At 64.9% G+C, this 14,092-nt stretch carries 18 protein-coding genes and 2 pseudogenes; 17 read left to right on the top strand and 3 right to left on the bottom strand.

The window, feature by feature from the left end; all coding sequences use genetic code 11:
- The 3 genes and pseudogenes from SY1_RS03610 to rpsT form a co-directional block, all read right to left on the bottom strand.
- Window positions 1-248, bottom strand: a pseudogene (locus SY1_RS03610) (V-type ATP synthase subunit I); the annotation flags it as partial.
- A complete protein-coding gene (locus tag SY1_RS03605; protein ID WP_015556215.1) occupies window positions 241-570 on the bottom strand; it encodes a hypothetical protein in 330 nt (109 codons plus the stop codon). The pseudogene SY1_RS03610 and the gene SY1_RS03605, both read right to left, overlap by 8 nt.
- 292 nt (window positions 571-862) lie before the next feature.
- The gene (gene rpsT / locus SY1_RS03600; RefSeq protein WP_015556214.1) at window positions 863-1,138 is read right to left on the bottom strand and encodes a 30S ribosomal protein S20; all 276 of its coding nucleotides are present in this window, start codon (window positions 1,136-1,138) and stop codon (window positions 863-865) included.
- A gap of 1,041 nt (window positions 1,139-2,179) precedes the next feature.
- Between rpsT and SY1_RS03595 the strand changes: the two genes are divergently transcribed.
- The 17 genes and pseudogenes from SY1_RS03595 to xseA all read left to right on the top strand — a co-directional run bounded on the left by SY1_RS03595 (window position 2,180) and on the right by xseA (window position 14,085).
- Complete coding sequence (locus tag SY1_RS03595; protein WP_208872722.1) at window positions 2,180-3,301, top strand: ATP-dependent DNA helicase; 1,122 nt, start codon at window positions 2,180-2,182, stop codon at window positions 3,299-3,301.
- Between the two features lie 2 nt (window positions 3,302-3,303).
- Window positions 3,304-3,696 (top strand): PulJ/GspJ family protein, encoded by a 393-nt coding sequence (locus tag SY1_RS03590; protein ID WP_208872721.1) that lies wholly within the window; start codon window positions 3,304-3,306, stop codon window positions 3,694-3,696.
- Window positions 3,697-3,789, top strand: a pseudogene (locus SY1_RS12735) (type II secretion system protein); the annotation flags it as partial.
- A 566-nt stretch (window positions 3,790-4,355) separates the two neighbouring features.
- Window positions 4,356-4,667 (top strand): hypothetical protein, encoded by a 312-nt coding sequence (locus tag SY1_RS12305; RefSeq protein WP_243440571.1) that lies wholly within the window; start codon window positions 4,356-4,358, stop codon window positions 4,665-4,667.
- Window positions 4,664-5,203 carry a hypothetical protein gene (locus SY1_RS12300; RefSeq protein WP_243440570.1) on the top strand — a complete coding sequence of 180 codons (540 nt, stop codon included), beginning with the start codon at window positions 4,664-4,666 and terminating at the stop codon, window positions 5,201-5,203. Before SY1_RS12305 ends, SY1_RS12300 begins: the two co-directional genes overlap by 4 nt.
- Before the next feature lie 235 nt (window positions 5,204-5,438).
- Window positions 5,439-6,374 (top strand): type IV pilus biogenesis protein PilM, encoded by a 936-nt coding sequence (gene pilM / locus SY1_RS03575; protein ID WP_208872715.1) that lies wholly within the window; start codon window positions 5,439-5,441, stop codon window positions 6,372-6,374.
- Window positions 6,371-7,003 (top strand): hypothetical protein, encoded by a 633-nt coding sequence (locus SY1_RS03570; protein WP_015556212.1) that lies wholly within the window; start codon window positions 6,371-6,373, stop codon window positions 7,001-7,003. The genes pilM and SY1_RS03570 overlap by 4 nt, the downstream gene beginning before the upstream one ends.
- Window positions 7,003-7,554 carry a hypothetical protein gene (locus SY1_RS03565; RefSeq protein ID WP_015556211.1) on the top strand — a complete coding sequence of 184 codons (552 nt, stop codon included), beginning with the start codon at window positions 7,003-7,005 and terminating at the stop codon, window positions 7,552-7,554. The genes SY1_RS03570 and SY1_RS03565 overlap by 1 nt, the downstream gene beginning before the upstream one ends.
- Window positions 7,555-7,558: 4 nt before the next feature.
- Entirely contained in the window at window positions 7,559-8,179 is a 621-nt protein-coding gene (locus SY1_RS03560) for a hypothetical protein (RefSeq protein ID WP_015556210.1), read from the top strand.
- 20 nt (window positions 8,180-8,199) lie between these two features.
- Complete coding sequence (locus SY1_RS03555) at window positions 8,200-9,429, top strand: type IV pilus secretin PilQ (protein WP_208872713.1); 1,230 nt, start codon at window positions 8,200-8,202, stop codon at window positions 9,427-9,429.
- A complete protein-coding gene (locus tag SY1_RS03550) occupies window positions 9,342-10,019 on the top strand; it encodes a type II secretion system protein GspD (RefSeq protein WP_208872711.1) in 678 nt (225 codons plus the stop codon). Before SY1_RS03555 ends, SY1_RS03550 begins: the two co-directional genes overlap by 88 nt.
- A gap of 165 nt (window positions 10,020-10,184) precedes the next feature.
- Window positions 10,185-10,757 carry an elongation factor P gene (gene efp / locus SY1_RS03545; RefSeq protein WP_015556207.1) on the top strand — a complete coding sequence of 191 codons (573 nt, stop codon included), beginning with the start codon at window positions 10,185-10,187 and terminating at the stop codon, window positions 10,755-10,757.
- A gap of 60 nt (window positions 10,758-10,817) precedes the next feature.
- Window positions 10,818-11,240: a hypothetical protein gene (locus tag SY1_RS03540; RefSeq protein ID WP_208872708.1), complete on the top strand. Its 423-nt coding sequence runs from the start codon at window positions 10,818-10,820 to the stop codon at window positions 11,238-11,240.
- Between the two features lie 25 nt (window positions 11,241-11,265).
- The gene (locus tag SY1_RS03535) at window positions 11,266-11,787 is read left to right on the top strand and encodes an Asp23/Gls24 family envelope stress response protein (protein WP_208872707.1); all 522 of its coding nucleotides are present in this window, start codon (window positions 11,266-11,268) and stop codon (window positions 11,785-11,787) included.
- A gap of 61 nt (window positions 11,788-11,848) precedes the next feature.
- Window positions 11,849-12,343 (top strand): hypothetical protein, encoded by a 495-nt coding sequence (locus tag SY1_RS03530; RefSeq protein WP_208872706.1) that lies wholly within the window; start codon window positions 11,849-11,851, stop codon window positions 12,341-12,343.
- A complete protein-coding gene (nusB, locus tag SY1_RS03525) occupies window positions 12,324-12,866 on the top strand; it encodes a transcription antitermination factor NusB (protein ID WP_015556205.1) in 543 nt (180 codons plus the stop codon). The genes SY1_RS03530 and nusB overlap by 20 nt, the downstream gene beginning before the upstream one ends.
- Window positions 12,838-14,085, top strand: a complete 1,248-nt coding sequence (gene xseA / locus SY1_RS03520; protein WP_015556204.1) for an exodeoxyribonuclease VII large subunit — start codon at window positions 12,838-12,840, stop codon at window positions 14,083-14,085. The genes nusB and xseA overlap by 29 nt, the downstream gene beginning before the upstream one ends.
- The last annotated feature ends 7 nt before the right edge of the window (window positions 14,086-14,092 follow it).

Raw genomic sequence — 14,092 nt, 5'->3', positions numbered from 1 at the left:
CGCTCGCCCAGCGTCCTGTCCAGGGAGGATACGGGGTCGTCGTAGCAGGGCGTCAGCGTGCGCATGAGGTAGCGCACGTCCGACAGGCGTCCCTCGCTCTCGGTCAGCCTGGCCTCGACGTCGGCCGGGCGCAGAGCCTCCTCGGAGGAGCCGATGATCTGGCAGACGCCGGTTTCCTGCAGGGCCTCAGCGATCTCCTCATGAACGGATTTGTGATAATACAGCTCCGCTTTTTTGAGCTTAGCCACGCCCATATCTACCCATCACCTCTTCCGTTATCCAGGAGGCCGCACCGGCGACCTTGTCCTTGTGCTTCGCGTAGAAGGCCTTGGCGTCGGCCTCGCGCTTGGACAGGATATCCTTCGCCTTGATCTCCGCCGCCTCTTCCGCCCTGTGCAGCTTCTCGCGGAACTGACGCGCCGCAGACTGACGGGTCTCCTTCAGCGTGCTCTCCGCGTCCGTTCGGGCCTGGTTCAGCCTGCGGGCGGCCGCCGACTTGGCGTCCTGGACGCCTGCGGCCGCCCTCTCCTCTGCCGCCTTGATCTCCGCTATGGTTGGATTGTCTGCCATCGTTCTTCACCTCCTTCCTGCAACGCAAAAGGGAAACGAAAATAACGGTACGGCACGTCCCAAGCCCCCAAGGGTGGGATGGGTTCGCTGTTTTTCAGAGGGCCTGGGCTTCCTGCGCTTCAAGGCCGTTCCTGCATCGCAGCGCGCTGGAGGAACGGCTGAAAGCACACTTTTCCATTATATTATTTTCGTTCCTGAAAGTAAAACAAAATGGAGCACGCGCGATACTATACAAAAAAGGGTTGCCGCTGAGGGCCCCCCTCTTCTTGATTCGGACGAACGACCGACGGGCCTATGCCTCTGGCCTGCTCAGGCCTTTGACGGCACGAGCCATCAGTTTCTTGCGGCGGGACGCCGTGTTGCGGTGCATCACGCCCTTCACCACGGCCTTGTCGAGCACGCTCTGGGCCAGGTTGAAATTCCTGGCTGCGGCCTCGCCGTCCCCGGCCTCCACGGATTCCAGAAGCTTCTTGACGGCGGTCTTGCACCGCGTCGTCCAGTAGCGGTTGTAGAGACGATTGCGCTCCTCGATGCGGACGCGCCTCTTTGCCGACTGCTTGTTTGGCATGGACCTTCACCCCCCTCCGGTTCAGACGCCCGTTCGAGCTTGTGCCCGAAAGCCCTGCCCCTTAAAATACAACGCAATGCATTGTAACATTCTGTATAATAGGTGTGCAAGCCTTGACGGCGCTTTCACCAAAATAATCCGCCGTCGCCGGAGAGCGCGCTTTGAGCTTGCCCCTGAGCGGGGTTTTGTGCGTCCTCCAAAAAGTCGTCGGCATCGAGGTGAATTATACCACGGAACTTTCTCTGAAGGACTTTTATTCCCCGTCGGGAAAGATGTCGCGCCTTCCCAGCTACGAGTTTCGACCTCAACAGCTGGAGGCCGCCCTGGCCGTTCAGGGGTTCCTGAGGGACGCCGACGCCGCCGTCCTCGCTCTGGAGGCCCCCACGGGGGTGGGGAAGACCTTTGCCGTGTTGGTCCCCGCCCTCATGGAGGCCCGGCGTCGGGGAGCCGGAATCCTCTTCCTGACGGCCAGCATCGCGCTTCAGGAGCAGGTGATCGGGAAGGACCTGCCGCGCCTGGCGGAGCTCCTGAACTCCGACCTCCGCTTCGGGCTCCTAAAGGGGCGCTCCAACTACGCCTGTCTCCGCAGGGCCGGCAGCCTTTCGGGGCCCTCGCTCTTCGACGCGGGGCCTGATGAACTAAAGGAGATCAAGCGGTGGCTTCAGGAGACGGAGGCGGGGGACCTGGCGGAGCTGGGGCTCTCCCCCTCGAGCCCCCTGACGGCGGACCTGTCGGCGGGGGCGCGGCAGTGCGTGGGACCGGCCTGCCCCTATCGGGACCGCTGCTTCGTGGTGCGGGCCTACCGCAGGGCCCAGGACTGGGACGTCGCCGTCGCCAACTACAACCTGTTCTTCTCTCACATCCTTGAGGGAGGCGGAGCCTTTCCCCTGCGGTACGACTGGCTGCTCTGCGACGAGGCCCATCGCATCCCCGACGCCGTGAGGTCCTCGTCGGCCGTTCGCGTCGGGGCGGAGAGCGGTCCCGGCCTCTTCGGCCCGCGCGTCCTTCAGGGGTTTGCGCCCCTCGCTCCGCGCTCAGTCCGTGCCGGTCGAGGAGCTGCAGGCCCACGCGTCCCGCGCCCGGGAGGAGCTGCGGACGCTCTTCACGGCCCTGCCCCTCCTCCTGCCGCGCGGGGGCGAGCTCTCGGCCCCGAACGAGGAGCTGCTCCATCGGGGTCAGGCGGCGGCGGAGGAGGCGGACCTCCTGCTGCGCCCCCTGCGGGCCTTCGAGGAACGCTTCATGGCCGGGAACTTTTCCGACAAGGGGGAGATGGCGCGCGGCGCGGAGCTGATGCGCTGGATCGACGACGTGCGGGAGTTCAAGCGCGACCTGATCTGGTGCCTGTCGGCGGCCCGTTTCCCCAGCTGGGCCTACTGGGCGGAGTCCGGCGCGTTGACCAGCAAGCCCGTGGCGGCCTCGGAGATCGTCCAGGAGGTCCTGCAGAAGGAGGAGCCGGAGAAGCTCGTCCTGACGTCGGCCACGCTGACTCAGGGGGGGAGCTTCGACTTCTGGAGCCGGGAGACGGGCATCGTTCCGGATCGCAGCCTCGTGGTGGACTCCCCCTTCGACTTCTCGCGTCAGATGGAGGTCCTCGTCCTGGACGTTGGACTGCACGTCGGGGAGCCGGGGTACGACGAGCGCATGTGCCGGATCATGGAGCGGCTGTGCGACAAAAACGGCGGGCGCACGCTGGTGCTGCTCTCGTCCCTTAGGCTGCTGAACGCCTTCGCGGATCGGATGAGGGCGGGGGACCGTGGCTACTCGGTGCTGGTTCAGGGGGATATGCCCCAGCGGCAGCTCCTCAAGAGGTTCACGGAGGACGAGACCTCCACCCTCATCGGGAGCATCTCCTTTCGCGAGGGAGTGGACGTTCCAGGGGAGGGGCTGACTCAGGTGATCATCGACCGCATCCCGTTTCCCCATCCCAACGACCCCATGGTCCGGGCGCGCAACGAGCTGGAGGGTGGCAAGGGGTTCGTCCGCGTTACGCTTCCCACGGCCCGAATCCTCCTTCGTCAGGCGGCGGGGAGGCTGATCCGCAGCTCATCGGACCACGGGCGAGTGGTCCTTCTGGACGTCCGGGCCGTGGAGCGGAAGGACTGGAGGATCCTCTCCGCCTTCCCACCCTGCCGCCTTAGAAAGCTTTCCGTGGAGGGGGTTTGACCTTGACGACGACGAACGCCTTTGAAAGTGAAAGGAAGCCTTCACGGGCCGTGGGGCGCGTGTGCCGAGGGGAGACCCTGGTGGAGGTTTTGATGGCCTCCTTCATCCTGGCCCTGATCCTGCCCGCCGTCTTCGGAACGCTGGCCAGCAGCCTTCGCGCCCAGGCGGAGCTGCAGCGCCTGGACGCCTGCCGGTACGGCGCGCAGTGGTGGTTCAGCCGCGTGGACCGCCCCGCGTCGAAGGGGATTCTGGAGGCCATGCCCCGAACGACGCCCGACGGCGCGCTCTCCTTCAGCTGGGAGCGCAGCCCCGGCAGCTGCGGCGCCCTCCGCGTCACCCTGACGGTCCGGGCGCGGGGAGCGAGTGTGCCCCTCGTCCAGGCGAGGACGTTCTAAATGGACGTCCGACGTCGCTGCCGTCCGACCTCGCGTGCCTTCACCCTGGTGGAACTCCTGGTGGGGCTCATGATCGCGGCGTGCCTGGGGGCGATCCTGACGGCGGGATACCGCTGGGTCGTCCTGTCCTCCAGCCGGACTTTGCGACAGCTCCTGGCCCGTGACCGCGCCCTGAGGGCCGTCGCCTTCATCGAGCCGAGGGCCCTGCACGTTGGCCTGGGGCTCTCGGCGTGCTGCGGCAGCGGGGCGCTTCAGAGGGCCCTGGGGCGGGGCGTTTCGGACGCTCCGCAGATGGCGGGCTGGTCCGACTCCTTCCGGGGGGTCCGCGTCTACCGGGAGGGGCCGATTGGCCTCGTCCCGGCGGCGGAGAAGGACGGCGTCTTCGCTGGAACGGCGCTCTGCCTCCTCTACGCCATGCCCTCCGGGATGATCCTGAGGGCGGAAGCGGGGAGCGCGGACCTCAAGCCGGGGCAGAGGGCGCGCTTCACCGTCCTCTCGGCCGCTCCCGGAACGTCCTTCCGCAGCGGGCGCTTTGAGGACCTGCGGAGTTGGGGGGTGCTCCCCCTGGCGGGGCTTCCCCTCCACGTGACCTCCCTGTCCGGGCGACAGGCTACACTCCGGCTTGCCCCCTCCCCCCCCTGCCCCTCGACGCGCCCTCCGTGGCCGAGCTCTACCTCCTGCGGTGCGAGCGCTTTTGCGTGCAGAACGAGACGCTTTGCTTTCAGGGGATGGAGACGGACTGGTATCCGCCGAACTTCTATCCGCGGGAGGAGGGGGTCCTTGCCCTCTGGGCGGAGTGGCGGCCGGGGCTTAAGTGTCTGGACCTCTGGGTGCTGGCGTCGGGTGGTTCCGCGACTTTTGGCGGAGGAGGGCGTCCCGCGGCGTGGCCGGATGCAGCGCCCTGGAGCGCGGAGTTCGGACGCCGCGAGCTCTACGTGGCCCGCGCGTCCTGGAGGATTGAGAACCTATGAGAAGAAGGCCGGGTGTGGCGCTTCTGGCCGTGATGCTGTTCTGTTTCGCAGCCGCGTTGGTGGGAACGGAAACCTTCCTGCTCCTCGAGTGGGCCCACACCTCCGCCGCGTCGAGCCGATGGCGCTTTGCGGGCAGGGTTCAGCTTGCCTCGATGGTGGAGGTGGGGCGTCGTTGGCTGAGGGAGGAGTTGAAGACGGGCAGGCTGCCCCATCCGGGAGGAGCGCTCCCGCACGACTTCTCGGAGTGCCGGCTGTTTCAGGAGGTGGGGGAGGGCGGTGCCGTGGTGAACGTCTACGACCTGGACTACAGCGTTGAAGGCGTCCCCGTGGCGCGGTGGCAGGAGGAGCGCAGCGCGGAGAGCTTCTTTCCGCCGTGCCGGGGCGCCTTCCTCATCCGGGCCGTCAAACCGGTGGAGTCGGGGCCGGTCATGATGCTGGAGGTCGCGGTGGCCGTCCGGGAGGTAACGCTCCCGGACGGGGGGCGGACTTTCGTGCTGGAACCCGCCCCGCTGCTGTGGCAGGAGGTGTGGCTTTGAGTCGCTTTATCACTTTTTATCATTTTCTTTGATATTCTGTGATAAATTTTGTTCCATATAGGGCTATTTTTAATGTAAAATACTGAGGACTAAGTATAAGTCGGCAGACACTCTGTCGACCGGAGGTGAAGGAGACAGGACGCTTTTCCCTTGGAAAACACGGTAGGTAAAGTGGTTTTGTGCTGCCTCGTACGGGGTGGAATCTTTGCGAACTTGATCGGAAGGAGGCAGGAGGTTGCTTTCTCGAAAAAAGAAAGGCGTGTGTGCGGGCCTGGCCCTTCACGAGGACTCCCTTCGCTACATTGAGCTGGATCTTGACGGGCAGGGCTTCAAAGTCCGTCGGCAGGAGGTCTTTCCTCTGCCTGCGGGATGCATCTCGCGGGAGTCGATACAGCAGTTCAACCTGCTGGAGAAGGCGTTTGATGACTTCAAGGGACAGGTGGGGAAGTTTCCCTGTCCTGTGGCGCTGGGGATTCCGGAACGGGATGTGATCCTGAGGCTGATCGACTATCCCAAGATGCCGGTGGCGGACATTCGGGACGCCCTGTCCCTTGAGTTCGAGGGCTACTTCCCCTATGCCTGGAACGAGGCCGCGGCGGACATCGTGGAGGTCGATGTTCCCGCGGGCGTGGAGCAGAAGACGACGGTCCTGGCGGCCACGGCCCGCCTGGTCTACGTGAACGACCTCCTGAGGCTGATGGAGCGCGCGGACATTCCCGTAGGGGCGGTGGAGCCGATGAACGTGGCCTTCTTCAGGGCCTCGGTGGGACGGACCGCCCGAAACGGCGCCTACTTCGTCCTGGGCGTCGAGCCCGAGGTGACCAACATCATCTTGGGCTATCGGGATAACGGCATCCTGTACCGGTCCACCCTGGCGGACCTCCGCAACCCCATGAGCCGCAGCGCGGACGAGGCGCTGATGCCCATCGCGCAGGACGTTCAGAACACGATCCTCTTCGCCCGCAACCAGTATCGGGACCTCGCGATCCGCCACCTGATCCTGGGGGGCAGCCTGGGAGAAAACCCGAGGCTCAAAGCGCTTTTGGAGAGCGGAGCGTCGCTGAACGTCGTCGTCTCCAACGTTTGGTCTACCTGGCAGATTCGTTCAGACCTTGGCGGCGTCCCCGGTTTTGACGCAGCTGTCGGCCTGGCTTTGAGGGATGCGATATGAGAGTACAATTCGACCTCTGTCCTGCGGAATACCTGGCGAGGAGGAAAAAGCGCCATTCGTTCAACGCCACGCGCATCCTGGCCGTCCTGTTGCTCCTGTTCTTCCTGGTGGCGGGCATCGGCTACATCGTGATGGCCTTCATGGAAACTCGTGCTCTGGCCTCCGACATCGAGATGGTCGAGGACGCGGTAGCCAAGCTCGAAGCCGACCAGAGCGAGTTGACGGCGGAGATCGTCCGTCTGAAGAACAAGGAGCAGCAGTACGCCAAGACCTTGCAGATCATGCGGAACGAGCCCCCCACGATCGAGGCGCTGAGCGCTCTCGAAACCAACATGGACCAGGGGATGGGGATAACTTCCATCCGTTTTGCCCCGGGAGGGACAAATGAGGGAGGGCTTGTCGTCTACACGGCGGACGTGGACGCTACGGCTCTCGTGGAGGACCAGATCACTGCCCTGACGACCGGCCTCAGCGGGAGTGGGGTCTTCAGCGGCGTGACGATGCCGAGCTCCCAGAAGGACGAGAAGACGGGGCGGGTGGACTTCAAGCTGCATCTGGAACTTCGGCCCTTCGGCCAGATCGACATGACGGGCGCCGCCGACTCCACAGGAAAGGAGCCCAACCCATAATGAAGGACAACAAGGTTACAGTACTTACGCTCCTCTTCTTCCTGCTGTGTGCCTCTCTGATCGGTGGCGTCTGGTTCCTGGACAAGCGCGTGCGGGACCTCCAGGAGCAGTACGACGAGGTGGAGCAGCGCCGCGTGGACCTGAACGGTGCGACGGGGGCCCTCATGGAGCAGAAGAAGGTCTTCACGGAGGCCTTCAATGAGCTTGACAACTACCACGTCAACGTGGCCTCGGACGACATGAACTTCTATGCCAACGTCCAGCAGGCGGTTCAGGACAAGGGCGTGGAGATTCTGTCCACGCGCCAGCAGGGCGTCAACGCGGAGGGTGTAGGGGCCATCTCGATGACGCTGCGCGGAGACTACTACGACATGGTGCAGGTTCTGGCCGCGTGGCGCAGCCTCCCCATGACGGTGCGCGTGGTCAACTTGACCGTGCGGCAGAACGAACCCTCCAGGGACAGCGGCAACGGGAAGAATGCGCCGCTGGGGCGCGTCGAGGCCGACGTAACCGTGGAGGCCATCGTCGCCGCCAACAACAGCAGGAGGTAGGGCCATGCAGTCAACTTGGCGCGAGGCGATAGCTTATGCCTGGGGGAACTTCACCGGAGTGATGAGCGAGGGTTCCGCCCGTGCGCTGCGGCTCCTGCTCTTTCTCATCTTCATCGGAGGAACTGCCTGGGCGGTGTACAGCTATCTTGAGCTGCAGCAGCTGCGGGAGGAGAAGACGTTTACGGCATCGAGCACCACCACCAGCGTGAATGAGGACAGAATACGACTGGAGGCCATGGTCACCGAGGTGCGCGACGCTTCGGCCCGCCGTTCGGGCAGTGCGATGACGGCGCAGACCATGAAGGACATGGGGAAGTACCTCTTTGACGACCCATCGCGGCGGATGGCTGCGGTGGTGCCTGAAATACCCCTTCCTGGCGGCGGTGTCGTGGCTCCTCAGGTGGAGGAGGTCGTCGAGCCACCGCCCGAGATCACCCTGCGGGCCATCATGGTCATAGACAAGACGAAGACGGCGCTCATCGACATCGCGGGCGTGGGGACGGGGCTTCTCGTGAAGCAGGGCGACACCTTCCTGAACCGGGAGGGGCGCATCGTTCGCATCACGAACGATAAGGTCGTCGTCCGTTGGAAGAAGAAAACCTGGAACGTCACCCCAGGATTTTGATCAGGAGATGGGAGATACAGATGAGACGACTTACTTTTAAGGCGGCTGTGTGGGCACTGGTTCTTTCGCTGACCCTTGGGTCTCCATCCCTGGTTTGGGGGGCAGGCTACGATAGGGAGACGCGCGAGGCCCTTCGCGGCGCGGACTCGGAGAGGGAGTCCGCGCGGACCTCCTCCGAGAACGGGGACAAAGAATGGAATGGACCGATGCTCCTGAACTACGAGCTCTACCAGCTGGGGGCGTCGGAGGTGGTTTTCGGCCTGTCGGGCAAGGCCCTTCCCGACCCCGAGGTGAGCTGCGAGAGCACCCGAGTGCGCTTCCTCATCCGAAACACCCACGTGGACAGGGCGGAGATGAGCAACCACGCGCTCGTCACCCCGATGATCTCGGACATGCAGATCAACCAGGTTCTGGACGACGTCGAGATCGTCATGCAGACGAAGGCGCCGCTCTCCGTCCGCTCCAAGCGGGGTTCTGCGCCGTCGAACGAGTTCTCCTACCGCATGATCGCCGGCGTGGAGGAGGAGCGCATCCGCCGCGAGCCCCTAGAGACGCGCCCGAAGCTGGAGGCGCCGAAGCCCGCCGGCCCCTTCGCCAATAAGACGAAGATCACCCTGGACCTCAGGGATGCGGAGCTGCGCGACGTGTTTCGTATGTTGGGAACGCACCTGAAGAAGAACGTCATCATCGACCCGTCGCTTCCCCCCGCCCTCGTGACGATGACCCTGAAGAACGTCCCCCTCAGCGAGGCGTTCGACTACCTGATGAGGACCTACGACATCGCCTACCACATGGTGGGGAAGGACACGATCGTCGTGGGGACCCAGGACGGGCTGTCCAGGCTCTCCGGCAACGAGGAGACCCGCACCTTCAACATCGCCTACGGGGACCCGTCGGTGATCCAGGGGCTCCTGGTGAACCTGACGAAGCTGCCGGCGGACCGCGTCCTCGTCGACCCCCGCCTGAGGGCGTTATACGTCACCTCGACCCCGCAGAAGTTGATGGAGGTGAACAACATCCTCCAGAAGATGGATAGGCCGGGGAAGCAGGTCATGATCTACGCCAAGATCTTCGAGTTCAGCGACAACGCGACGGACGAGGTGGAGACGGCGTTGAACGCGGTGTACAACCACTGGTGGCTCAGCTATTCGGGAGGGGCGGAATGCGCGGCGGCTACGCGGACGACAATCGCCTGGGGCGCAATCTTAAGACCGATAATCACACGATCCTCCCCCTTCAGACGGACCTGAGGACGCCGATGCACGGTATCTGGCGCGAGTTCGACGGAGCCTTCCGTGCCCTGGAGGAAAGGGGCAAGGGCAAGGCGCTGGCCAGTCCTTCCGTCATCACCATCGACGGCATGGAGGCGAGGGTCGAGTTGACGCAGGACTACCCCTATATCTCCGAGCGTGACGACGCGGGCAACCCGACGTGGTCCACACAGACGGTGGGCCCGCAGATGACGATGACGCCCAGGGTGGGGCGCGACGGGGTGATCAACCTCGCGTTGGACCTTGAGACGGGGGAAGTCATACAGATGATCACGGGCAGCACGGGCGAGCAGATGCCCAGGACCTCCAAGCGCCACGTGACGACCAACGTCCGCGTGCGCGACGGCGAGCCCTTCGTCATCGGCGGCCTCTTCAGCGACAACAAGAGCAGAACGCGCAACAGAATTCCCATCCTGGGGCAGCTGCCGCTCCTGGGCGAGCTCTTTACCTACCGCCAAGACGAGCACCGCAAGACCCAGGTGGTCATGCTGGTGGTGCCCTACGTCCTGGACACGCCGGACGCGGCCATCGAGCAGGAGCCCCTGTTTCCGCGCACGGCGGCACGGTGAGCGTACCACTAAGAGAATCCAATCCGACGCTGTGTTTTTTCGGAAGGGGCGGCCCCACGTCGCCCCTTCCTGTTTTTTTGACGGCCGATACGCTATAATTAAGGCTGGACTTTCGTTTTCACCGTGTTTATGCGGATAAAACGAGTAAAAACTGGAGGAATCGGTATGGCTCAGGTAGTGGACACCACGGATTTTTACGTAGGCCTGAAGTTCAGATGGCAGGACGGCATCTGGGAGATCGTGGACTACGATCATCACAAGATGGGGCGCGGCGGCGCCGTGGTGCGGACCAAGCTGCGCAACGTGGAGACGGGCTCCACCGTCGAGAACTCGTTCAAGCCCGGCGAGAAGTTCGAGCGCATCATCTACGAGGAGAAGCCGGCGCAGTACAGCTACCGCGATGGCGAGGACTACGTCTTCATGGACCTGGCGACCTACGACCAAATGACACTTTCCCCGAAAGTCCTGGGGGAAGCTGCGAAGTATCTGGTGGACGACCTTGAGATCCAACTCGAGTTCTTCGAGGGGAAGGTCATGGGCATCGAGCTTCCCAAGAGCGTGACCCTCAAGGTGACGGACACCCCGCCCAGCTTCAAGGGGGACACCGTCACCGGCGGCGGCAAGCCCGCAACGCTGGAGACGGGACTGGTGGTCACCGTCCCCGTCTTTATCGAGCCCGGCGAGGAGATCGTGGTGGACACGCGCACGGGGCTTTATCTGGAGCGCGCGAAGAAGTAACGAGCCTGCGAGGCCCCTCCCTTCGGTCGGGGGCCGCGAGAGCTTAAGGAGGCGGAAACTTTGAACGCGAGGGAACGGATCGCCTATCTGCGTGGTCTCCTGGATGGAATGCCCGCTGAGGACCCGCACCGCAGGACCTTTTTGGCCGTCGCGGACGCCCTCTCCTCGCTGGCCCTTGAGGTGGAGGCCGAGGGCAGGACGACTGCGCTGCCCCGCGAGGAAGGGGGGGCGTCAGAGCTTCGGGATTTGATCGCGAAACTGCACGGCGCCGTGCTTGAGCTGAAGGACGCGATCCTCTCCGGCGCGCTTGAGGACTGGGACGAGGACGACGGCGAGGACGAGGAGGACGACCGGACGACCCCGGACTTCGCCTCCATCACCTGCCCCTTCTGCAGCTGCTCCTTCTACCGCAGCGGCGGAGACGGCGCGGAGGATGAGGTCCTCTGCCCGGAGTGCGGCAGGGCGATCCCCGGGGCGTGCTGACCTTGACGCTTAGGAGGCTTTGATTTTGGACTCGACGCAGGAGAAGAAGGATGCCGGCCTCCCCTTTGGCGATGAAACGCACTACGACGGCATTATTCACATTTCTGAGGACGTCATCGTCGAGCTGACGAAAAAGACGATCCTGGGCATCCCCAACATTCAGGCGGCCAACACGCGACTCTCATCGAAGTTCGGCATCGGCCGAAAGGGCGGCGACGGCATTCGCGTCTCCGTCGAAGACGGGCCGTCGCCGATGATCACCGTCGACGCCTACGTCCTGATGAAGTATGGCCAGCGCATCCCGGACCTGGCCTGGGACGTCCAGGAAAAGGTCAAGGCCAACCTGGAGCGCTACACGGGCTACACGGTGAAGGCCGTGAACGTCAACGTTCAGGGGATATACCTCGAGAACCCTCCCCTGCTGGATGAGGCCGAAGGCTCAGCCGCTCCTTCGGAGGTGGATGCGGAGGCCGTCGAGGCCCCGTCCGGGGAGGGGGAGGCGCCGACGGCCGACGAGAGCGCCGGGCGAACGGAGGAGCAGGCTTGATCCAAGGCCTGCCCGCGTGGAAGCGCCGCTTCTGAGCGAGCCGTTTTGCGGAGGTGACGACGTGTACTTTTTGTGGAAACGAACGCCCCATGGAATGATCCGGGTGTCCTACGACGGGCTTTTCGACTTCGTCCAGGGCTTTTTGTCCGCACGGTTCAGGCTGTACGGCCTGGCCCTCGCGGCGGGAGACAACGCGCTGTTGACGCTCCTGATGTCCTCCGGCGACGTCTCTCGCGAGCCCGAACTTGCGCGGAGCCTTTCCGCCCTCATGGAGCCCCTGGGGATGCTCACCTCCGTGGTCTGGTTCAGTCGGGGCACCCCTGGATCCGACTGGATGGAGACGCGGTTTTCGCTCATAAGGAGCCCCTGGGCCTGGATGGCCCTTGCGTCCTCCGTCGCTCTGATCGTCATTGCCGGCTGGGTGGGCTTTTTCTGGACCGCCTTCTGGGGGACCGCCGCGTGGTTCGTCGTGAGAGGGCTCACCTTCCTCTTCTTTAGACGGAAGAACTTTCTCCTGCCTCAGGCGGGGATACGGAATGGAGACGGACGTGTCTGAGCCGGCTCGCAGGGCTCAAAGCCATCACCGCAGTCGCCAGGAGCGCGGCTACGCGGCCCGCCGGCGGGCCCGTGAGCTCGCGGTTCAATTCCTGTACTCCATGGAGTGCGGGCCGGGGCAGGACCTGGAGGAGGCCCTTGAGCTCTTCCTGGGAGCGGAAAGCTGCGCGGAGGCGGAACCCCCGGCGGTGAAGGAGTACTGCCGCGCCTTGGTGCGAGGGACCTGGAGCCGGCGCACGGAGGTGGACGAGGTCCTGTTGAGCGTCGTGACGAACTGGAGGCCGGAGCGCATGGTGGCCGTGGATCGCGCGGTGCTGCGCCTCGCGGTCTTTGAGGGCTTCCTGGACTGCGCGCTCCCCTTCAAGTCGGCGATCTCCGAGGCCGTGAACCTCGCCCGGTCCTTTGGGACGGAGGATTCCGCGCGGTTCGTCAACGGGGTCCTGGCCCGGGTGGTGCGGCGCCTGATCCCGGAGGAGCGAAAGGAGGGCGGAGCGGATGGTCAGGGAGAGGACCCGCAGGGCTGAGCTGACGGTAGACGAGTTGAACGCCTACATCCAGGGGCTTTTCAACTCGGACCTCCTGCTGAAGGCGCTCGTGATCTCGGGCGAGATCGCCGAGTTCAAGCGCCACACCAGCGGGCACTGTTACTTCACCCTGCTGGGGACGGATACGCGGATATCCTGCGCCATGTTCCGGCGGGACGCCGACCTGCTCCCGGAGTGGCCCCGCAACGGGGACCAGGTGTTGATCGAGGGCAGCGTGGGCGTCTACCCCCAGAGGGGCGTGTACCAGCTCTACGCCCGGCGCCTCATCCCGGTGGGAGCGGGCGCCATCGAACGGGCGCGGCAGGAGCTGAAGCGGCGCCTGGAGCTGGAGGGGCTGTTCCACCCGTCCCACAAGCGTCCCATTTCGCCCTATCCCTCCCGGGTCGCGGTGATCACCTCCGCCACGGGTGCCGCCCTGCGCGACGTCCTGCGCATCTCGGGACGTCGGTATCCCCTCTCCGACATCGTCGTCGTCCCCACCCTGGTCCAGGGGCCCGACGCGCCGGAGGACATCGTGAGGGCCTTTGCACGCGCCGGCGCGATGTCCGGCGTGGACTGCGTGCTCCTGGTGCGCGGCGGAGGCAGCCGGGAGGACCTCGTGCCCTTTGACGACGAGCGCGTCGTGCGCGCGGTGCGGAACTGCCCCTTCCCCGTGGTGAGCGGCATCGGCCATGAAGTGGATTCGACCCTGAGCGACCTGGCGGCGGACCTGACGGCCTCGACGCCCTCGGCGGCGGCGGAGGTGGTCTTTCCGGATCGGGCGGCGCTCCTTGCGTGGCTGGCTCAGGTTCGACAGCGCGTGGGCGGGAGCGCGAGGCGACGGATCGGAGTGGAGCGGGCCCGGTGCCGTTTGGCGCTGGAGGGGATGGAGCGGGCGTTGAAGCTGCGGACGGGAACGGAGCGATCGCGGCTTCATGAGGGGCTTCGTGCCCTGTCCCGGTCCATGACCCTCCGCCTGCGGGACGCCCGGAGCGAGTTGAGCACCCGTGCCGCCTCCCTGTCGGGCCTCTCCCCCCTCGCCGCTCTGGCGCGGGGGTACGTGATCGCCGAGCGGGAGGGTCGCCGGCTTTTCTCCGTCCGGGAGGCCCTCTCCGGCGCGGCGCTCTCCCTGTGCTTCCGGGACGGAAGGGCGGACTGCCTTGTGCGGGCGATCGCACCGTTCGACCCCCCGAACGAGGGGGCCCTGGAGGAGAGATGAGCGTGGA

The organism is Fretibacterium fastidiosum (genome assembly GCF_000210715.1).
Taxonomy (GTDB): domain Bacteria; phylum Synergistota; class Synergistia; order Synergistales; family Aminobacteriaceae; genus Fretibacterium; species Fretibacterium fastidiosum.
Note: the sequence above shows the minus strand (reverse complement) of the source record. Positions and strands in the feature narration are given on the sequence as shown.